The organism is Ditibartonella choladocola, assembly GCF_002007565.1.
Classification (GTDB): domain Bacteria; phylum Pseudomonadota; class Alphaproteobacteria; order Rhizobiales; family Rhizobiaceae; genus Bartonella; species Bartonella choladocola.
Genome location: NZ_CP015625.1, coordinates 2,520,389 through 2,541,460, shown reverse-complemented (window position 1 = coordinate 2,541,460; position 21,072 = coordinate 2,520,389). Strand labels below are relative to the sequence as shown.

The following is a 21,072-nucleotide window of genomic DNA, read 5'->3' as shown; positions in this document are numbered from 1 at the left end:
AATCTGTTGCAGTTTGGTGACGAAAAAAACCTGACAAAATCAGTCGGTTATTGCTGCTTTTCTTCGATTGCTACACTGACTGTCCGTCCGGAAACCAGATGGACGTTATCAGGCACCGGATCAAGCTTGATACGAACAGGTATACGCTGGGCAAGGCGCACCCAGTTGAATGTTGGCGCAACATTGGCAAGAAGGCTTGTTGTCTGTGTGCGTTCACGATCTTCGATACCGGCAGCAAACCCTTCAACAACACCGGTCAACACAGCACTTGAACCCATAATGTGGATTGTTGCCCGGCTACCGATGTGAATACGGTCGAGTTTATTTTCTTCAAAATATCCGGAGGCATAAAACGAATCGGTGTCAACAAGTGCCGTAACCGGCTTACCTTGCGTGACATATTCTCCCGGTTGAAGCGAAAAATTGGTCAGTTTGCCATTCACAGCAGCACGAACGGTCGAACGTTCAAGATCGAGCTTTGCTGTATCGAGCTGGACGATCGCCTTACGCAAGGTGGCGGCAGTTTGCAATTCCTGCATTGCGGCCGTTTCCAATTGTTGGCGGGTGATGGTTTTGTCATCAAGTTTCTGGTCGCGTTCAAGATCGCGTTTTGCCTGATCGTGGGCGGCTTTGGCATTATCAACCATAGCCTGAGCATCTTCCAGAGCCAGAGTAAAACGCGCCTGATCTATCTTGAAAAGAACATCGCCCTGTTTGACTTGTTGGTTATCAACCACATGGACTTCGGTGACAAAACCGGAAACATCAGGTGCGACACGAACAACATCGGCACTGATTTTGCCATCTCTCGTCCACGGGTCATTCATGTAGTAGTTCCATAGCTGCCACAGAAGAAGTCCGGCTACCAGAGCCATGACGAGGGTGAAGAATATACGACCGGAATTGGCTATAAGCTTGTTCATATCCGTTAAATCCGAGTTACAATGAAAGAAAGAATACTCAAAATGATGAAATAGGTTGCTGCGGCAAACAGCGCATGGTGCCAGATGAACCGCTCCAGCCCTTTACGCAAGATGAACCGTTGGAGACCAACATTCAAAAAATAGCTGACCAGTGCCAGAATTCCGATTGTCGGAATATAGACACCATAAATATCGACCTCTGGGTTCATGAGTCATGTCCTTTGAAAATTGGAGGCAAGACTGCTTCGTAAGGTTCGGCATCACTGAAGAGGTTTTGCCGCAAACCGGTTAATGCAAACGAGATTTTCTGGTGATCTTCAGAATCAGGCAGAGCAAGCGTCCAATCAAGTGTTGTATCTATTGCTTCCAGCAATTCTTTGCCATCCGGCACATCGGTACTGTTGATTTTTACACGGTAATAAAATGCCAGTTCCTCCAGAACATTGGCAAGATTTTGGCGATTGGTCGGCCCTTGTGATTCTTTGAGATGTTGCAATTCAATCGTATCAAGCCCGACACGCACATCTTTGAGAATGTCGGTCTGGCGAACGGGTGAATGAATCGGTATCAGGGCATAACGGGGAGCAATCAATCCATAGCGGTAAAGCATGCGGTGTAAAAGTTCGTTATAGGCTTTGGTGTCTGTCGGTCTTTCCGCAACTTCGATAATATCGTTCCAGCTTGCACGAATGAGACGAAAAGCACTCCATTCGGCTCCGACAGAACGGACAATGGAAGCTGTTGCGGCAGCGACAATAATTCCCAGAATCATTGCCGTGTTGATATTGATGAAATTATAAAAATCGCCACTCAAGCGGGATTGCAGCAATAACAGATTGGGCAGGTTGACTGCCATTGTCATGCCCATGGCAAATTTTGAAGGGATGGCCATCATGATTCCGGCAGGTATCAGCACAAGTGCCAGACAGAGCATGAGTGGCAAAAAGCCGTCAACGAGCGGTAAAAGACCGAATTGAAGAACAAAGGCGATAACAAGAACAATGAGAATTTGCTTGAGCATTCCGCGAATTGCAGGAACAGGATCATCTTTCGTTGCAAAAAGGCTGCTGAAAATACCGGTCATCATGGCAGCGGTTGCGCCTTGTGTCCATTCTGTCATACGCCACAAAGTAACAGTAATAAAAATGGCAAGGATTGCAGAAAAAGCTGAAAGAAACGCAATGCCGAAATCGTAGTGAATCGACCTTACTTCGCCTAAAAAATCGAAACGGTGCCAACGCAATTTATGTTGGGTGCCGTTGACGATGTCGTTGCGCAAATGCAGACAGTCGGAATAGATTTCCATAATATCGACAAGGCGCAATGTCAGATTGCGTGAAACGAGATCAAGCCACACTTTCGAGCGGCCAATATCATCCAATACGGATTGCTTCAAAGCTTTGATACGGGCAATGCCTTCCGGCTTCATCGGTTCATGGGTTTGTAACCATGCAGATGTTTCCGCGATAAGTTCGTCAAGTTTGGTGTTGTTGCTCTTGCCGCCACATTGCTCGTCGAGCATTTTGTTGCGCTGGTTGATGAGATCGTTACAGCTTGCCACCATTGGCAGCAACGAGACCATGCGGCTTTGTAACACACGCATTGCATTCACTGTCGATGGCAATGTCGACGAGTCGTAAGTGACATGGGTGGTAAAAGCGCGCAAATCAACAGCATCAATCGCCAGATGTTGGCGCTTTTGCAATGCGTCTTCGCTTTTGCCTTGCCCTTTAATATACATAATTGCAAGGTCGGCGCTGTTTTTCAGCCATTTATCAATACGATCGGCAAGAACCGGTCCGGCATGGCGGGGAAAAACAAGGCGGCCGACGAGTGCGGCAGAAATAATGCCGACACTGATTTCTTCAACACGACTTGCCGAATAATCAAAAACAGTTTCCGGTGTGTCAACAATCATAAAACCGATAATGCAGACACTATAGCCGGCAAGCATGGAAACATAAGCGCGCGGGCTGCGATCCAATACGCTGATAAACAAACAACCGCCAAGCCAGAGGGCAAGCCCCAAAGTTGTGAGTTCCGGCGAAGGAATAAGCTGCGGTAACATAATGACTGTTGCCATACCGCCGATTGCAGTGCCGAGAAGCCGGTAGAACGCTTTTGATGTCAAAGCACCCGATAGCGGGTGGGCAACAATATATACGGCTGTAATTGTCCAATAGGGGTTGGGAAGATCACACAAAAAGGCGATATAGAGAGCCAAAGCCGCGGCTGCGATAGTTTTTAACGAGAATACGACATCCCATACAGTCGGTTGTTTTACGCTAACAGTCATATATTTTCAAATAAGCACAATAAGCGGGCAAAAAGAGAGTTCTCCTTTGTCCGGAATAACACTATAAAGCTGCTTTCCTACGAGATCACCAATTTGACAGCGTTGAGAGAAGGTAGTTTCTTCTCATATTTAGTTTTATTTTTAGAAAGTTTCTAGTCACCTTTATGTAAAACTTGTCACCTTTCTGTAAAAAGTGACTACGAATGTTGATAGGCACACGGTATTCTTGGCCTTGAATTTTGGAAAACAACTTTCAAGACGCATGAAAATATCCGAACCTTGCGCGGAATCAAATAAGTTCAAAACCTTTGCCAATTCGGATATTGTCGTTCCGAATTTAAAAAAACACGAAAGCATTTTTGAGAAAGATTCAAGCAATGCGCGCCAATTATAAATTGCAACGACTTTTCGTTCATGAACCTTTGTCATTTCACGAAAAATTCGATCTTGACGAAAATCAATCACATTATCTTAAAAATGTCTTGCGGATGAGGGAGGGCAATGAACTTCTGCTTTTTAATGGCAAAGATGGCGAATGGCGTGCAAAAATTGCCGAAGTGAAGAAAAAATCTGTTGTTGTGGAACTTGTCGCCAAAGAAAGAGAGCAACCCCCCGCTTCCGATCTTGTTTATTGTTTCGCCCCGCTCAAACACGCCCGATTGGATTATATGGTGCAAAAAGCGGTTGAAATGGGAGCATCGGTTTTGCAACCGGTTATCACACATTTTACTCAAGCAACGAGGTTGAATGAAGAGCGTATGCGCGCCAATATTATCGAGGCTTCGGAGCAATGCGGGGTTTTATCGATCAGTTCCTGCCGATCTCCGGTTTCGCTTGCAGAACTTTTGGCAAACTGGCAGCCGGAACGTCATCTTATCTTTTGTGATGAAGCCGCTGATACGCAAAATCCATTGGAAATCTTGAAAAAAATGACACCGGCTCCACTTGGAGTTCTTATCGGTCCCGAAGGTGGCTTCAGCGACAAGGAGCGTTCCGAACTCAGGCAATTTCCGTTTGTTCATCCAATTCCTCTAGGCCCCAGAATTTTGCGGGCAGATACTGCGGCTGTCGCCGCGCTTGCCGTTATTGAAGCGACTTTGGGGGATTGGCGAGATGACGGGTAAAGCAGAATGTGAGGCCGGCGGTACTTGAAAGAGCAATGAAAACAGTTCAATGATGAAACAAATCAAGACAAATTGGAAATTGTGAGTTATGGCGCGCGATATTGAAGATGAAACAACAATCAACGGTTTTGACGGTCTGGTAAACTATCTCGCTGGCGGCTCGAAAACTCCCGATAAATGGCGTATCGGTACAGAACATGAAAAATTTCCGTTTTTTGTCGAAGGTAACCGCCCTGTCCCTTATGAAGGGAAAAAAAGTATCCGCGCATTGCTTGAAGGTATGCAAGCCATGCTTGGCTGGGAGCCGATACTGGATGAAGGAAAAATTATCGGTTTGCTTGAGCCGACAGGAGCGGGCGCAATTTCACTCGAACCGGGTGGACAATTTGAACTTTCGGGCGCTCCACTTAAAACAATTCATCAGACTTGCCGCGAAGTGAACGCCCATCTTGCACAGGTCAAGGAAATTGCCGCGCCTCTCGGCATCGGTTTTTTAGGCCTTGGCGGAAGCCCCAAATGGAAGCTTGATGAAACACCGCAAATGCCGAAATCCCGCTACCATATCATGACAGAATATATGCCAAAAGTCGGGCGGCATGGTCTTGATATGATGTATCGGACCTGTACAATTCAGGTTAATCTCGATTTTTCATCGGAAACCGATATGCGCCGGAAAATGCAGGTTTCGATGAAATTGCAATCAATTGCCACTGCGCTTTTTGCAACATCACCTTTCACTGAAGAAAAACCGAACGGTTTTATGTCATGGCGTTCGGAAATATGGCGCGACACCGATAACCGGCGTTCAGGTGTTCTGCCCTTTGTATTCAATGAAAATTTCGGTTTTGCCGATTATGCCGCATGGGCATTGGATGTGCCAATGTATTTTATTGTCCGCGACGGGCACTACCATGATTGCACCAATATAACATTCCGCCAATTTATGGATGGTGCTTTGAAAGGCAAAATCGACGATTATCGTGCGAATATGGGTGATTGGGTCAATCACCTTTCAACATTATTTCCGGAAGTAAGACTCAAACGTTTTCTGGAAATGCGTGGTGCCGATGGCGGCCCGTGGCGGCGTATTTGCGCATTGCCAGCTTTCTGGGTCGGTTTGCTCTATGATGAGGAAGCACTTGAAGACGCTTTTGCAATGACAAAAGACTGGGGCTTTGAAGAAGTTCTCGATATGCGTAACCATGTACCGGTCAAAGGTTTGAAAACACCATTCCGCAATGCCACCATTCTCGAACTTGCCCGTCAGGCTCTGGATATTTCCCGCAAAGGCCTTGCCAACCGGAAGAAGCTGAATGCCGAAGGCGATGATGAAACGCGTTTTCTTGATCCGCTTTTCGAGGTTGTGCTGTCAGGAAAATGTGATTCGGAACGTCTGTTGTCAAAATTCCATTCGGTATGGGGTGGTTCTGTCGATCCGGTGTTTCTGGAATATGCCTATTAGGCTTTGCAGCCTGTTTTTAAGGCTTGGTTGAGGAATAAAGCTGAAAGGCGTGCACCAAGAATAGGGCTTCTACCAAGAACAAGAAGGTTGATTGGAACTGTGCCTCACCGGTTATTTAACGGTAGAGAACACTTCTTCATGCACAGGGCAACCTGAAGAGAGGCTATCAGGCAGATTGGACAGCCCCGACAATATCGTTAAAAAATAGAAGCTTTATTTTTCCAATCATTATCATTTTTGAAATAAGCGTTATTGGTGCGGCTTTTTAACTATATTTTTGCATGATAGAAAAATTAAATCCGATTTGTCTTGTTTTTGGACATATTGAATGCCCATATCAATATTGAATAAACAAGAGAGGAAAGGGATTTCTCAATGCAGCATGTCGATATTCCATCAATGACGGATTTTAACAAATTACGAGCGGTGAGGGCGGATGCATGTGTATCAATATACTTGCCGACAACACCTATTACATCCGAAATTGGTGCCAGTAAAATTGAGTATGCCAATCAGGTAAAGGAAGCATTGGCACAATCCCAATCTTTGACGGACAAGCGACGTTTGGCAAGTTTGGAATCACTGTTGACCGGCCTTTCCGATTATGAAGATTTCTGGTTGAAACAGGCACGCAGTCTCGCGGTTCTTGCCACCCCTGATCGTATCTGGACATTCCGTCTTGCAAACCGTTTGAAATCGTTTGTTGAAGTTGCAGACCGGTTTATGCTTAGTCCGCTTCTGCGTTCGATTACATTTGCCCATACGGCTCACGTGGTGGTTATTGCAGAATCAAAAGTCCGACTTATCGAAATTGCAAGTGATATCGAGCCATTTGAAGTCAAAGTGCCGGATATGCCCAAGGACATCAACAGCGCTGTCGGAACCAGTAACGAGAGAATCAGTTCCAATAGTTCGGTGCGGTTGACACAATATTGCCGTCTGATTGATTCAGCTTTGCGTCGTTATCTGACGAGGCCGGATGTTCCTTTGATTATTGGCGGAAATGAAGCAATGATTAATGCGTTCCGTTCGGTTTATAGTGGCAACAACCTTATCGGCGAAATTGTCAATGCAGGACTTGATCGGGCAAACCCGACAGAAATCGGTGATCTTGCGCGCCCCGTTCTTGACCGTTTTTACGAGCGCCAGGTTGCCGATATCCGTTCACGGTTCGAGCATCTGACAGCCGAAGGGCGTACCACAACAGATATTGCGCTTGCAGCGCGTGCGGCTACCATCGGCCAGATTGATACATTGCTTGCCGATATGGACGAAATGGTTCACGGGACTGTTGATGAAACAACAGGAGCTGTCAGTTTCGGTAAAGAGGGGCCGGATACCTATAATGTGGTCGACGAGATTGCAAGCCGTGTTCTTGCCAATGGCGGCCATGTGCTTGCCGTTCGCAAGAGCGATATTCCCAATCACCAATCGCTTGCAGCGATTTTCCGGTTCAGAATGTAGGAAAACTCCGTTTTGTTGATGCCGCTTGTAAAACGGGCGGCATCGTTCAAAAAGCGAAGATTTTGGTTACAAATATAAACAAAAGCCCGCAACAAATCCTGTTCGGGCTTTTGGATTTTTAACACCTGCGATTTTATGTAACGACAGACCTGTTTGATATGGTAAGCGGGCGGTGATTAGCCGCGGGTACGGCTTTGGCCTTCTTTTGCCGGTTTGAAACCCGGATCAATACTGACAGCCTTTGTATAGGAAGCATAAGCTTTCTTCTTGTCACCACGGTGTTCATAAACCATTGCCTGATTTGACCAGCTTTCGGCAATGTTGCTGTCAAGACGGATAGCCGCATTAAAGTCGTCGAACGCATTGTCCCAATCGCCAAGTGCAGCATAAGAAAGACCACGGCCATTATAAGGGGCAGGCGCATTGGGTTGGCGCGACATGGCTGCACCGAAATCGGCGATAGCCTGTTGTTGGTCACCACGTGCCTGTTCGATAAGTGCACGGTTGTGCCACGCACGCCCGTCGGTTGTACCAGCCTGAATAGCACTATTGAAATCGTTATAGGCCAGATCAAGCTTGCCACTTAAACGATAAACATTGCCGCGTCCGATCAATGCAACATCATAATTCGGGTTGATCGCCAAAGCGCGATTGTAATCGGCAATAGCTGCCGACATATTTCCTGTATTACGATAAATCAAAGCCCGATTGGCATAGGCTTTATAGAAATTGGGGTCGAGCGCTATAGCGGACGTAAAATCGGCAATCGCTTCCTTGCTGCGTCCGGCACGTCCATAAGCCGAGCCGCGTACATTGTAGCCTTCAGGGTCACGGGGATTGGCTTTAATAACGGCTGTAAGCGAGGAGATATTCTCGTGCGAACCTTGAGCAACGTCTTCAGGATCAAGCACACTATTGGTCGTGCTGCACCCCGCCAAAACAACAGCACCTAAAAGAAAGAAAGCGGACAGTTTCAATTTTTTCATCGGGCACGATCCTGTTACAGACGATTCTACGATTTTCACGTCAACATATTTCAAGACTATATAACAAAAAAGTGGAAATGCGCTCTGCATCTCCACTCGAATGAGGCGAAATTAGACTTCGCAGAATCCGGCTTCTGCCTGAATATATTAAACCTTGCGAGCGCAAACCCTACAAGTCTAACCGAATTCCGGCAAAATTCCGAATATTAGTGGGCAGAACCGCGGCCGCTCACCAAGCCTTCACGCTGTGCGCGCTTGCGTGCCAACTTACGGGCACGACGGACAGCCTCGGCCTTTTCACGGGCGCGCTTTTCCGACGGCTTTTCATAATGACCGCGCATCTTCATTTCACGGAAGATGCCTTCACGTTGCATTTTCTTTTTGAGCGCACGGAGCGCCTGGTCAACATTGTTATCGCGAACGAGTACTTGCACGTTTAATCCTGCTTTGTTTTACTATCTCGGTTAAATGGGTATATCCCAAACATCCCTAACCTATAAAGGCCAAGGTTTCAAATGATTGGGCTGCCAATACCACATAAAAGGCGTGCTTGTCTATATTGCTTTTATAAAAGCTGTGTTTTTTAAAAAATGCTTGGCCTTTATCGGCCTGTAAAGAAGAGAAAAGGCAAAAATAGGCCGAAACAACCACAATTTTTAGATCGTTATCGAAATTCCAAAGGTTCTTTTTAATAAAATATCGGCAACTCACACCAAACGGGAAAAGTAAAAGAACAAGAACCGACTCACCTGTTCGATATTTTTGGAATTTCCATCATTATTGAAGATAGGGGGAGATTGAAGATAGGGGGAGTTCAGTTTTAACGTTCATCTTTTTTCAGGTGTGCCCTCTGTTTCAAGTATGAAACCCCTTAATTCAAGTGTGAAGCCCCGTATTTCAAGTGTGAAGCCCCCTATTTCAAGAGCGAAGAAATAGAGCGATAAAACGCAGCTCGCGCAGAATTTGCTTTTGATCGTCAAAGATACTGTCTATTGATCGGAAAAAATAACCGTACACAAAACGGCTTTTATTTTGCCAGTCTTTCCGACAAAGGCTTGTTCTCCTGGTTGCCCCTTGTTACTTGGCATTTGCTTGCGCGGGCTTGGCCTTTATTGTTTCAAAGTCCGGATACTTGACCCCGTTAACTACCGCTTTTGGCGAAAATGAAAAGGAAATGGCCGGTGTCTTTTAACCGGTTTTTTTTAAAAATGCCGAAATAAAGTTGGCTGAACAGCCGCACGGGATTTCAGAGCTGAAACCTTTTCAATGAAGCTTATGAAGCCTTTGGCGGCACCATGGCTATTGTTATCCAGTCGGCTGTCAAAGCCGGTTTTTTCACATTTTCGATTTCAAGGGTTACAGCATAATGGAAAACAATTCTTCCCGATGGGCGAATTTCCGCATCGCTCAAAACAAAATGGGCACGCACCTTTGCACCGGTTTTGACAGGGCTCATCAAGCGCACTTTGTCAAAACCGTAATTGATTCCCATTGTTGTGCCTTCAAGCTCCGGAAGGGCTTCATAGGCCAATGTCGATAGAAGCGAAAGAGTTAGAAAGCCATGGGCAATTGTACCGCCAAAAGGCGTTTCGCTGGCGCGTTTTTCGTCAACATGGATCCATTGATGGTCGTCGGTCGCATCGGCAAACTGGTTAATCATTTCCTGTGTGACAGTACGCCAATCCGAAACGCCCACCTCTTTGCCGATTGAAGCGGGAATATCATCAACAGTCACTTTGCCGGGCATGAGCTTCTTCCTTGTTCAATATCTTCCGTCAGCCATGCGCCCGAATTGTTAAGGACGCATTCTTTTTCAAGTTCTCACGGTGCTTATATATGTCAAATATATTTCGCGCAAATTTTTGTTTTCAAAACGGGCGGTTTTGTCATCCCTCTATTTGCTTTCGATCCCCTCTATTTGCTTGCGATCCCCTCTATTTGCTTGCGATCCCCTCTATTTGCTTGCGATCAATGACGAGCCTTGCAATTCTCTATCGTTGTTATTAGACCTTTGAAGAAAAGATTATGCGTTGAACGACTGATAAAGCCCTATATCGGAAATAGTTATATCAGGGTGTGATGGTTCGTTTTTTACGGGAGAATTTTTTGAAATGACAAGCAATGTAGCTCTTATCGGTTTGGCCCGCGACCTTAAAAAACGTGAGGAAAGCGGCAAGCCTATCCGCATAGGGCTGGTAGGTTGCGGGGAAATGGGAACCGACCTTTTGACAGGCGTTGCCCATATGGATGGCATCGAGGTTGCAGCCGTTTCGACACGAACACCTGAACGGGTGATGGATGCGGCAAAAATTGCCTATGACGAGCAAGGACATGCAAAGGAAGTTTCCAATGCGTCGGAAATGACAGCAGCAATCGAACAAGGGAAAATCGCCGCCACCGACGATCTTGATATGTTGCTGAAAAACGAGCTTGTCGATGTTATTGTCGATGCGACAGGCTATCCTGAAGCGGGAGCCGAAATCGGCTATAAAACGTTGCAAAACAACAAACACCTCGTTATGATGAATGTTGAAGCCGATGTCACGATTGGCCCTTATCTCAAACATGAAGCCGAAAAACGCGGCCTTATCTACACGCTCGGTGCGGGTGACGAACCATCCTCCTGCATGGAACTGATCGAATTTGTTTCGGCACTCGGACACAATGTTGTTGCTGCCGGAAAGGGCAAAAACAACCCGCTCGATTTTGATGCAGTCCCCGATCATTATGAAGAAGAAGCGAAAAGGCGCAATATGAATGTGCGTATGCTTGTCGAATTCATTGATGGTTCAAAAACCATGGTCGAAATGACGGCGATTGCCAATGCAACCGGCCTTGTTCCCGATTGTCCCGGAATGCATGGCCCGAAAGCCGACATCGACCGCCTGAACAAGGTGCTCATTCCTGAAAAAGATGGTGGCGTTTTATCAAAATCCGGCGTTGTCGACTATTCGATCGGGCGGGGCGTTTCACCGGGGGTTTTTGTGGTTGCCGAAATGCGCCACCCGCGTGTTTGGGAACGTATGGAAGACCTGAAAATCGGTGAAGGGCCTTATTTTACATTCCATCGCCCTTATCATCTTACAGCTATGGAAGTGCCGCTCACCTGCGCACGCGTCATGCTCTACGGAAAGGCCGATATGGTTCCACTCGATCGGCCTGTTGCAGAAGTATGCGCCGTTGCCAAGAAAGATTTGAAACCCGGTGACAAGCTCGATTTTATCGGACTTTATACCTATCGCGCATGGAATATGACAGTCGAAGATGCAAGGAAAAACGAGGCAATTCCCTGTGGTTTGCTTGAAGGGGCAACAGTCACTGCACCGATCAAGAAAAACGAGCTGATTACTGCAAAAAATGTGGCGATCAATGAAAACCAGTGGATTGCACGCCTACGCAAAAAACAGGATAAGCTCATTTACGGCTGATTGATATTTTTAAAAACCGGTCATTCGTAATCGTTCCAATTGCGATTTTTATTGATCGGGAATGAGTTACTCATCATCGTTCCAATGGCAATCTTTATTGATCGGGAAAGTTTTGAAATTGCCGGTTTTGCAAAGAGGGTAGCCCCCGTTCGTTGAATTTTTTATTCTTCGGAACGGAAACGAGGGGCTTTTGCATAGTCCGGTACGTCACATATTTTATTGGATGTCGTCCGGATAAGGGCAGACGAATTTCAAAAACAGATCTGCAAAACGTGAAGCAAAATATGCAGTGAAATGTACAGTGAAACGTGCGGTGAAACGCGCAGAAAAATGCGCATCAATACGATGTAAGGTCTGGTTCAACTGATATAGCAGAACAAGCTTTAGCCTTTTTGGACGCGCCCGCATCTATTAGCGGTGGTTCCGGTTAGAGAATGAGTGATCGTTGAAAGCCGCGCGCCCGCAGTTCAATTGATCTTACTGTCAAAAGCTGGAACGGAAACTTCAAGAAAACCACAATAAGACAAACAGTTAAGCGCAATTTTAGAAGCGCGATTTATAAGCGCAAATGTATAGGTGCAAATGCGCTAAATTATCTTCCGAGAAAGGGTGAAAGGCGGAAGCCTATAATGCCGCCGTAAAAAAGATGATAGCGGCGGGTATTTCCGATCATCCATGTCAATTCGGAACGCGGGGTTTGCGCGGTTTGGTGAGGACATTCCAGTAGAGAACGACGAAACCTGAAAAAGCCAGAATCCATAAAGTTCCGGCAAGGTGGAGTGTTGGCAGATTGTTATTGGCAATGCCGGCAAAAAGCCGCAACCAGACCGATAGGAAAAGTGCGAGATAAACCAGCACAACCGGCCAGGAAACCGTAAGCGGGCGGCCTGCGTGGCCAAGGCTTGCACGCGTCATAACGGCCATTGTCATCATACCGATGCCACCGGCCATCCATAAATGTTGTACAGGTGCGCGTCCCCCCGGAATAATTCCGAATGTGCCGAGCGCCAAAGCGATAAACCCTAGCGGAATAAACAGAAAGCCGACATGAAGCACAAAAACCAGCGGTTCTTTCAAAGTTGCCAAACCCCGCCACCTTTGAAGACGGTAAAGATTGGCAATGCCACAAAGGCCGCATAATAGGGCAGTCAATTTTGTATCGGGAAAAAGAATCCACAAAACGAGGCAAATAGCCGTAAAAATCATGATGGTTTGGTCAACGTGCCCGTGCGGGGCAGGCAGTTTTGTGTTTCCGCGTTTGGCAAGCCAATTGCGTGTAAAGCTTGGCACAATGCGGCCACCAATAATGGCAATAAGGAAAACTGCAATGGCAAGGGCAAGACGTGCGCCATAGCCATCGGCAGCATAAACACCATTGAAAGCTTCACAGTCGAAAATCAGATTGGCGCAGAAAAGCAGAACAAGCAAAATAAGCACTTTGAGATTGCGCCAATTTTTTCCATAAATAATTTCGCGGCCGATTGCGATGGTAAAAAGAAACGGGAACAGCAAATCAAGCCCGACTGTTACAGTCGCAGGCAGATCGGATGAAAGCACCATGGCAATGCGCCCGATAAGCCACAAGGATACGAGACCCAAAAGTGGCCAGCCGACAATGGGCAAACGACCGGTCCAATTGGGAACGGCAGTCATCAAAAAACCGGCAATGACGGCCCATAAATAACCGAAAAGAAAGCTGTGGGCGTGCCAGGAAAACGGATCAATTCCGATTGCCAGCACATCTTTGCCGGAAAAAAGGAAAATCCAGATAAACAGGCTGAATACAGCCCAGATACTAGCAAACAGAAAAAACGGACGATAACCGTAACTCAAAAGTGCCGGGCCTTGCCACGCTCTCATCTGTTCGGCTGAACTTGCCATGATCGTTCCTCAAAAAAATGCCGCCTTGATGGCGGCATCTTAAGGTTTATTCCATAGCTTTGACAATGCTTTCGACCATTTTTTTGGCATCGCCAAAAAGCATCATGGTGTTGTCGCGGAAAAACAGCTCGTTTTCAACGCCCGCATAGCCGGTTCCCATACCACGTTTCAGGAACAGAACTGTTCCCGCTTTCGACACGTCGAGAATCGGCATGCCATAAATCGGCGAAGATGGATCCGATTTGGCGGCAGGGTTGGTCACGTCATTGGCGCCGATGACAAAAGCAACATCTGCTTCGGCAAATTCGGAATTGATATCGTCAAGCTCGAAGACTTCGTCATAGGGTACATTGGCTTCGGCAAGCAGCACATTCATGTGACCGGGCATACGACCGGCAACCGGATGAATGGCATATTTGACTTCGACACCGTTTTCCTTGAGCTTGTCGGCCATCTCACGCAATGCATGTTGAGCCTGTGCAACGGCCATGCCATATCCCGGTACAATAATGACCTTGTTGGCGTTTTTCATAATGAATGCGGCGTCGTCTGCCGAACCCTGTTTGACAGGACGGCGTTCCACTTCATTATTTCCGGCAGGGCCGGCGCTTTCGCCACCGAAACCGCCGAGGATCACGGAAATAAACGAGCGGTTCATGCCTTTACACATAATGTAGGAAAGAATAGCTCCCGATGAACCAACCAGCGCACCGGTGATGATAAGAGCCATATTTCCGAGCGTAAAGCCGATACCTGCGGCAGCCCATCCCGAATAGGAATTGAGCATGGAAACAACAACCGGCATATCCGCGCCACCGATCGGCACAATCAATGTGACACCGATAACAAGTGACAAAAGCACAATGAGCCAGAAAACCAGATGACTTTCGGTTCCGACAAGCGTTGCGATGAGGAGAACAATTGCCACTGTAAGGACAATATTGATGAGGTGACGGTTCGGCAAAATGATCGGTTTACCGGACATGCGCCCATCAAGTTTCAGGAACGCAATGATGGAACCGGTAAAAGTGATTGCGCCGATTGCGACACCGATTGCCATTTCAACGAGTGCCCGCCCGTGGATAGAGCCGATTTCGCCAATGCCGAAGGAATGCGGCGAATAAAGCGCACCGGCAGCCACCATAACAGCAGCAAGGCCGACCAGCGAATGGAAAAAGGCAACAAGTTGCGGCATTGCAGTCATGGCGATGCGGCGGGCAATGACTGCACCGATAGCACCACCAATGGCAAGACCTATAATAATAAGGACAAGACCGCCAAAGCTCGGACGGGCAAGCAATAATGTTGTGATGATGGCAACAGCCATGCCGACCATGCCATAGGCATTGCCCTTGCGGCTGGTTGTCGGATGGGAAAGTCCGCGCAGTGCCATGATGAACAGGACACCGGAGACGAGATAAAGAAAGGCTGCAAAATTAACACTCATAGGTTCAAGCCTCACTTATCTTTTTTCTTGTACATGGCAAGCATGCGCTGGGTAACGAGGAAGCCGCCGAAAATATTGACGCTTGCAAGTACCAAAGCGATGAAACCGAAAGCGCTTGCCAGACCTGAAGCCGACAGGCCGACAGCAAGCAGCGCACCAACGACGATAACCGAAGAAATTGCGTTGGTAACAGCCATGAGTGGTGTGTGGAGAGCCGGAGTGACGGCCCAGACAACATAATAGCCGACAAAAATCGCCAGTACGAAGATCGCAAACTGGAAAATGAACGGGTCAATAACACCGCCTGTCGCATTGTGAACGGCTTCAGCCGCATTATTGGAAATTTGGCCGCCTGCTTCACGCACAGCAGCAATGGCCTGATCGAGACCTTGAAGGGCTTTGTCGAGAGCCTCGTTAGACATTATTTGGCTCCTTTTTCATTTGTTTTTTTATCGGCTTTGGCGGCCGGTTCTTTAGATTTTGACGATGTATGCTTTGCCGGTTTTTCAACCTTTTCATCGGCTTTTTTTGCCGCGGTTGTTTTTGACGAAGCCGGTTTCTTATCGGCGTCTTTTTCACCCGTTTCTTCTACAAAACGGGGATGAACAACATGACCGTCAAAAGTAAGCAATGTGGCTTTAACAAGCTCGTCATTCCGGTCGATAGTAAACGCCTTCGTTTCCTTGTTTGTCATAATATCGACAAAGGCATAAAGATTGCGTGCATAAAGCTGGGAAGCGGTGGCGGCAATGCGGCCCGGAACATTGGTAAAGCCGATAATTTTTACACCTTCCACTTCAACAACCTTGTCAGCGACAGCGCCTTCGACATTGCCACCTCTTTCAACGGCAAGATCAACCACGACCGAACCCTGGCGCATGGTTTTAAGCATATCCTTGGTAATCAGGCGCGGTGCCGGACGACCGGGAATCAACGCGGTTGTAATAACAATATCCTGTTTGGCAATATGCTCCGCAGTCAAAGCCGCTTGCTTTTGCTGATATTCTTTCGACATTTCCTTGGCGTAGCCGCCAGCCGTTTCGGCAGCTTTGAATTCATCATCCTCGACGGCGATGAATTTTGCACCGAGTGAAGCGACCTGCTCTTTTGCTGCAGGGCGCACGTCATTTGCCGTGACAGATGCACCAAGACGCCGCGCGGTGGCAATGGCCTGAAGACCGGCAACACCGGCGCCCATAACAAAAACCTTGGCAGCCGGAACGGTTCCTGCGGCCGTCATCATCATGGGAAGGGCGCGGTCATAATATTCGGCTGCATCAATCACCGCCTGATAACCGGCAAGGTTTGCCTGTGATGATAGAACATCCATGACTTGTGCACGCGTAATGCGCGGCATGAATTCCATCGAAAAGGCATTCAATCCGGCTTTGGCCATGGCCTTGACATCATCCTCGTGACCGAATGGATCAAGAATGCCGATGAGGTTGGCACCCTTTTTATAGAGGGATATTTCCTTGGCACTTGGACGGCGCAATTTCAAAATGATGTCGGCTTTATTAGCCTCGTTTGCACCAACGATTTTTGCACCGGCTTCCTTGTAGTCCTCATCACTTATCAAGGACTGGAGACCGGCACCTTTCTCGACTGACACATCATAGCCGAGATTGATAAGCTTTTTGACAGTTTCCGGAGACGCGGCAACGCGCGTTTCCCCTTCGGCTGTTTCTTTGGCAACAAAAATTGTTTGACCCAAATGTTATCTCCTTGAGTTTTCGGAAAGAGAAGCTGCTTTTGACAGTCTTTTCTCCCCACCTATTCACAATGCCGGATTATTTCACGAAAAAATTGAAACGGTTTAGTTTTAACGGTAAAACCATATCATTTCTAGTGTTTTTGATAAAATTTCGCATTTCGCGCTATGGCTTTTGAAAAGTCCACAAAAAGTCTTCATCAAAATGATTGAATTTAAAATCAAAGTCATTGCATTTAGAAAATTGCACATTTGACAAAAGTCCGTTTTTCAAAAATATTGGTCGAATGGCTGGTCAAAGAGCTTGAGGGCAAAACCAATGACTGACTGTTTAAAACCGCTTGTTGCTGTACCGGCAGATTGCCCTTGTTTTGACGGTTATGTCTGGCATGGTGCGCCTCAACAATATCTTGAAGCGGCTTCAAAGGTAGCCGATGTTGCCCCTCTTATTGTGCCGTCACTTGGGCGGGATGCCGATATTCAATCCATACTTGCGGTGGTTGACGGTGTTCTCATCACCGGCGCAAAATCCAATGTAAATCCCGCTCGTTATGGTGAAAAAGCAACGGCTGACCACGAACCGTTCGATTTTTCCCGTGACGAGACATCTTTTTTTCTCATTGACGCTGCAATCAGGCAAGGTTTGCCGCTTCTTGCAATCTGCCGCGGCATACAGGAACTCAATGTCGCTCTCGGCGGAACGCTTTCACCGGCGCTACAAAAAATACCGGGGAAGCTCGACCATAGAGCGAATGATAAAAATGACAGTGACAAAAAATTCGCCATCAGGCAAACGGTTCACGTGAGCGGTAATACATCGCTTTCAAAAATTGTAGGAACTGGTGAAATCATGGTCAATTCTGTTCACCAGCAAGGAATCAATAAGTTGGCGCCGCGTCTTGTTGCCGAAGCGACAGCCCCCGATGGCACAATTGAAGCTGTCAGTGTGAAAGATGCAAAAGATTTTGCGCTTGGTGTCCAATGGCACCCTGAATATTGGGCAACAAGCGACGAGCCATCCAATAAAATATTCAAGGCATTCGGTGCGGCAGTGCATCATCATAAAGATAAACGTCTTGAAAAATAACACGCACTTAAGAAATGTAAAAACCCCTTGTGCAATATGGATAACATCGGGAAAGTAAGACCCCGTTAAAGCTTGCCCGAACAATCCGGTTTATTTGTTCCGGAATGGATAACTCTTGATTTCCAAAGCCGTTATAGCATTGTTTAAAGAACTTTGCGGCCATGTAAAAGCAATCAATTATAGATATTTAAGAGGAATTCGATCGCTTTCCCGCTATGTGGCTTTAAGAGGAATTTGATTGTATTTCCGCGATTGGCTAGCGGCCTGCCAACAAAAATTTCGCCATTCTTAAGGTTCGATTTTTAATCTTGCCCCTCTTTTTTCACGATGCACTCCAATTCTACTGTGAAAGGAACGGAAACGGGCAAAAAAGTTCGCTGCCTGACCGTTGAGCGAAAGTCATTCTAAAATATCGGAGATTTCGGGTTTTTCAGTCTTTTCGCGGCACCATGCGGCCGGTTGACTGGCGAATGCGCAGTTCCGGTTTAATGAGGTCGTGACCGTTTTTGACTTCGATACCGTTCAACAGGTCAAGGAGAGCACGCGCTGCGCGTCTTCCGACTTCGCGCTGACCATTCCAGACTGTCGTGAGTGCGGGGGTGGCAATTTCCGCTTCTTCGAGATCATCATAGCCGGTCACAGAAATATCCCGTCCTGCAACAAGGCCCGCACGGGCAATTCCGTTCATCAAGCCGATTGCGGCAAGATCATTGAAGCAGACAGCGGCAGTGGGTTTATCTTTAAGTGCCAGAAATTGCGGTGCTATCTCGAAGCCTGCCTGTTTGGTTCGCGGTCCTTCAAGACGCCATTCCGGTTTGACCTCAAGTCCGGCAAGTTGCATGGCATGGCGATAGCCTTCATAACGGTCACGGCCTGTCGAGGTATAATCTGTACCGCCAACCATGGCGATGCATTTATGCCCGAGCGAGATAAGATGGTTGGTGGCAAGCGAAATGCCGTAAGTATCATCACCACGGAAAACCGGTACGTCGACCCCTTCGACATGGCGGGCAACAAAGACAACAGGCAAACCGTTATTTTGTGCCATTTCAATGTCTTTTGCAGGGGTTCCGATTGCCGGTGACATAATGACACCATCTGCACCAAGCTGGAGAAGCGTTTCCAGAAAATTGCGTTGCTTATCCAACTGGTCGTAATGGTTTGACAGAATGAATGTCTGGCGCGAACGGTCAAGCTCTGTTTCGATAGAGCGCAAGATTTCGGCAAAAAACGGATTCATAATGTCATGGACGACGACACCGACAATGCCTGATCGCGATGTGCGCAAACTTGCTGCGCGTCTGTTATAAATATAGCCGATATTACGTGCATAATTCTTGATTTTCTCACGCGTATCGTCGGCAACGAGCGGACTGTCACGAAGTGCGAGCGAAACCGTAGCAGTCGATACATTCAATGCATCGGCAATTGTGGAAAGTTTGATTTTTTGCGCCAACGCTTCTCATCCTCTTGAGATAGAATTGATCGAGGTTCCCCCAACCTCATGCCAATGGAATAGATAGCCCCTTGTCCGGTTCGAGAAAAGCCTAAAACCGGATACAGCACATAGGAAACGGCGTTTTAAACAAGGTTTTCAAAACAAAACTGCGTTATATTCGGGGAAGATGAAAGCTTATTTCCAAACAACCGGTATTTTAATTGCAACCAAAGCAAAACGAAACAGACGATATATTGAAAAATAAAGAGAGGAGATATGAAAAGATAAGGAGAGAATTAAAAAAATTGACCACTCCTTATCATCCGTCAATCACTCGTTCATTTATTCATCAGGCTAGAATATGCCGTTTTCATTTTCGGCATAGATATTGGATAATTCCAATTGTTGTTCTTCCACATTTTTTTGAATACGTCCCAATAATTTAAGAAGAGTGACATGTTCATTTTCGTTAAGACCATAGGTAATATCGCGTTCGGTTGCAGCAATAGCCGCCTCGATAAGCTTTACAACCTTGTGGCCGTCTTTCGTCAGAAACACATGGAGCTGGCGCTGGTCCTTATGCGAACCGCGTTTGGTAACAAAACCCTGTTCTTGCAAACGTGCAATTGTCTTTGTCACTGTAGGCGGTTTTACGCCGAGTTGTTTTGCCAGACTGCCGGGAGACTGGCCATCATTCAAAGCCAGTGAAAGAATTATCCGGTCTTGCCCCGCATATAAGCCGAATTCATAAAGCCGACGTGCTAACAACGTTTTCATCATTCTGGCAGTGGATTGAACGATGTCCAGTGCCGGTATCTGGTTTTTCTCGATCATTTAGGTTATGTCTCCCCGAAGACGTTTCTAAAGAATTATCTGATTGCGTATAGTATTCCAGTCTGATTCGTTTCTGCGCGTTGAGGTGCATTTTATTCTATAGTTTTAAAAAGATAACAAAACTGTATATAAAAAAGAAGAAAGAATTTTATCAGGATTTGAGACAGTGGAAAAAAAAGATAAAACAATTGCCATTTTACCACTCGGTGCTCACGAATATCATGGCGAGCATTTGCCGCTCACAACAGATGCTGTAATCGCACAAGCATTTGCCAAAAATATTGAAAAACTATCTTGTGATAGACAAAAAATTATTACACTAGAGGGTGAGAATATTGGTTACTCGGTTGAACATGGTGGTCGTGAAGGTACGAAAACACTTGAATATTCTCAAGCAATAGACCGGTGGGTTGCAATTGGCGCCGATTGCTACAAAAACGGAATAGACAGGTTTCTTATTCTCAACGCCCATGGCGGCAATTCGCCATTGATGAATATTGTCATAACCGAATTGCGCTGTCGTTTCAAAATGCTTGCTGTCGCCACCAGTTGGGGACGCTTCGGTCTTCCTGAAGGTTTGATGACGGTCGAGGAAAAAGCCCTTGATATTCATGCAGGCTTTATCGAAACATCACTCATGCTTTATCTTGCGCCCGAAACGGTCAATATGGAAAAAGCGCAAAATTTTTCCAATTGGCAAAAAGAGCTTCAAGAAAAATTCAAATATCTGCGGGCTTACGGGCCATTTCCATTCGGTTGGAAAATGGCGGATATCAATAGATCGGGTGCGGCAGGAAATGCACTTGCCGCAAATAGAGAGGCAGGAAAAGCGATATTCGATCACGCGATGGAAGGTTTTCGCGCACTCGTTGAAGATATGTTTGCTTTTGACGTTGACGATCTTTCGTAGAAGGTTACCCTTCAAAAGGTGGAAATCGGCATCGGGATAGCCTATATCGACAACAGTAAAAATTCCCGTCATTTGAAAGGT

General features: G+C 46.7%; 18 protein-coding genes. 6 read left to right on the top strand and 12 right to left on the bottom strand.

Annotated features, from left to right (window positions below):
• Positions 1-47: 47 nt before the first annotated feature.
• Genes BBC0122_RS11020 through BBC0122_RS11010 form a run of 3 tightly spaced genes read right to left on the bottom strand, consistent with a single transcriptional unit; the run spans position 48 to position 3,219 of the window.
• Entirely contained in the window at positions 48-923 is an 876-nt protein-coding gene (locus BBC0122_RS11020) for an efflux RND transporter periplasmic adaptor subunit (protein WP_077993805.1), read from the bottom strand.
• Between the two features lie 5 nt (positions 924-928).
• Positions 929-1,132, bottom strand: coding sequence for a DUF1656 domain-containing protein (locus BBC0122_RS11015; protein WP_077993803.1), 204 nt, complete (start codon positions 1,130-1,132; stop codon positions 929-931).
• On the bottom strand, positions 1,129-3,219 hold the full coding sequence (locus BBC0122_RS11010; RefSeq protein WP_077993801.1) for an FUSC family protein: 2,091 nt from the start codon (positions 3,217-3,219) through the stop codon (positions 1,129-1,131). The genes BBC0122_RS11015 and BBC0122_RS11010 overlap by 4 nt, the downstream gene beginning before the upstream one ends.
• Before the next feature lie 377 nt (positions 3,220-3,596).
• Between BBC0122_RS11010 and BBC0122_RS11005 the strand changes: the two genes are divergently transcribed.
• The 3 genes from BBC0122_RS11005 (at position 3,597) to BBC0122_RS10995 (ending at position 7,269) form a co-directional block, all read left to right on the top strand.
• Positions 3,597-4,343, top strand: a complete 747-nt coding sequence (locus tag BBC0122_RS11005; protein ID WP_077993799.1) for a 16S rRNA (uracil(1498)-N(3))-methyltransferase — start codon at positions 3,597-3,599, stop codon at positions 4,341-4,343.
• An 88-nt stretch (positions 4,344-4,431) separates the two neighbouring features.
• Positions 4,432-5,805: a glutamate--cysteine ligase gene (locus BBC0122_RS11000; RefSeq protein ID WP_077993798.1), complete on the top strand. Its 1,374-nt coding sequence runs from the start codon at positions 4,432-4,434 to the stop codon at positions 5,803-5,805.
• A gap of 375 nt (positions 5,806-6,180) precedes the next feature.
• The gene (locus BBC0122_RS10995; protein WP_077993796.1) at positions 6,181-7,269 is read left to right on the top strand and encodes a baeRF11 domain-containing protein; all 1,089 of its coding nucleotides are present in this window, start codon (positions 6,181-6,183) and stop codon (positions 7,267-7,269) included.
• A 176-nt stretch (positions 7,270-7,445) separates the two neighbouring features.
• On the opposite strand, the gene BBC0122_RS10990 is transcribed toward BBC0122_RS10995, so the two are convergent.
• The 3 genes from BBC0122_RS10990 to BBC0122_RS10980 form a co-directional block, all read right to left on the bottom strand.
• The gene (locus BBC0122_RS10990) at positions 7,446-8,255 is read right to left on the bottom strand and encodes a tetratricopeptide repeat protein (RefSeq protein WP_077993794.1); all 810 of its coding nucleotides are present in this window, start codon (positions 8,253-8,255) and stop codon (positions 7,446-7,448) included.
• A 206-nt stretch (positions 8,256-8,461) separates the two neighbouring features.
• Positions 8,462-8,689, bottom strand: a complete 228-nt coding sequence (gene rpsU, locus BBC0122_RS10985; RefSeq protein ID WP_077972783.1) for a 30S ribosomal protein S21 — start codon at positions 8,687-8,689, stop codon at positions 8,462-8,464.
• 839 nt (positions 8,690-9,528) lie between these two features.
• Entirely contained in the window at positions 9,529-10,002 is a 474-nt protein-coding gene (locus tag BBC0122_RS10980) for a MaoC family dehydratase (RefSeq protein ID WP_077993792.1), read from the bottom strand.
• Positions 10,003-10,366: 364 nt separating this feature from the next.
• Between BBC0122_RS10980 and BBC0122_RS10975 the strand changes: the two genes are divergently transcribed.
• Positions 10,367-11,683: an NAD(P)H-dependent oxidoreductase gene (locus tag BBC0122_RS10975; RefSeq protein WP_077993791.1), complete on the top strand. Its 1,317-nt coding sequence runs from the start codon at positions 10,367-10,369 to the stop codon at positions 11,681-11,683.
• A 678-nt stretch (positions 11,684-12,361) separates the two neighbouring features.
• On the opposite strand, the gene BBC0122_RS10965 is transcribed toward BBC0122_RS10975, so the two are convergent.
• The 4 genes from BBC0122_RS10965 to BBC0122_RS10950 are packed head-to-tail and all read right to left on the bottom strand — an operon-like array spanning position 12,362 to position 16,725.
• Positions 12,362-13,564, bottom strand: a complete 1,203-nt coding sequence (locus BBC0122_RS10965; RefSeq protein ID WP_077993787.1) for an NnrS family protein — start codon at positions 13,562-13,564, stop codon at positions 12,362-12,364.
• 46 nt (positions 13,565-13,610) lie between these two features.
• Positions 13,611-15,011, bottom strand: coding sequence for an NAD(P)(+) transhydrogenase (Re/Si-specific) subunit beta (locus tag BBC0122_RS10960; protein ID WP_077993785.1), 1,401 nt, complete (start codon positions 15,009-15,011; stop codon positions 13,611-13,613).
• A gap of 11 nt (positions 15,012-15,022) precedes the next feature.
• A complete protein-coding gene (locus BBC0122_RS10955) occupies positions 15,023-15,433 on the bottom strand; it encodes an NAD(P) transhydrogenase subunit alpha part 2 (RefSeq protein WP_077993783.1) in 411 nt (136 codons plus the stop codon).
• The gene (locus BBC0122_RS10950; protein WP_077993781.1) at positions 15,433-16,725 is read right to left on the bottom strand and encodes a Re/Si-specific NAD(P)(+) transhydrogenase subunit alpha; all 1,293 of its coding nucleotides are present in this window, start codon (positions 16,723-16,725) and stop codon (positions 15,433-15,435) included. The genes BBC0122_RS10955 and BBC0122_RS10950 overlap by 1 nt, the downstream gene beginning before the upstream one ends.
• Before the next feature lie 316 nt (positions 16,726-17,041).
• Here BBC0122_RS10950 and BBC0122_RS10945 point away from each other — a divergent pair, with 316 nt between their 5' ends.
• Complete coding sequence (locus BBC0122_RS10945) at positions 17,042-17,809, top strand: gamma-glutamyl-gamma-aminobutyrate hydrolase family protein (RefSeq protein ID WP_077993779.1); 768 nt, start codon at positions 17,042-17,044, stop codon at positions 17,807-17,809.
• 430 nt (positions 17,810-18,239) lie between these two features.
• Here the strand turns inward: BBC0122_RS10945 and BBC0122_RS10940 are convergent, their stop codons facing one another.
• Together BBC0122_RS10940 and BBC0122_RS10935 are read right to left on the bottom strand one after the other, a co-directional pair.
• Positions 18,240-19,265 carry a LacI family DNA-binding transcriptional regulator gene (locus BBC0122_RS10940; protein ID WP_077993777.1) on the bottom strand — a complete coding sequence of 342 codons (1,026 nt, stop codon included), beginning with the start codon at positions 19,263-19,265 and terminating at the stop codon, positions 18,240-18,242.
• Positions 19,266-19,601: 336 nt separating this feature from the next.
• Positions 19,602-20,081 (bottom strand): MarR family winged helix-turn-helix transcriptional regulator, encoded by a 480-nt coding sequence (locus BBC0122_RS10935; RefSeq protein ID WP_077993776.1) that lies wholly within the window; start codon positions 20,079-20,081, stop codon positions 19,602-19,604.
• Positions 20,082-20,247: 166 nt separating this feature from the next.
• On the opposite strand from BBC0122_RS10935, the gene BBC0122_RS10930 reads away from it, so the two are divergent.
• Positions 20,248-20,991 (top strand): creatininase family protein, encoded by a 744-nt coding sequence (locus tag BBC0122_RS10930; RefSeq protein WP_077993774.1) that lies wholly within the window; start codon positions 20,248-20,250, stop codon positions 20,989-20,991.
• Positions 20,992-21,072: the final 81 nt, after the last annotated feature.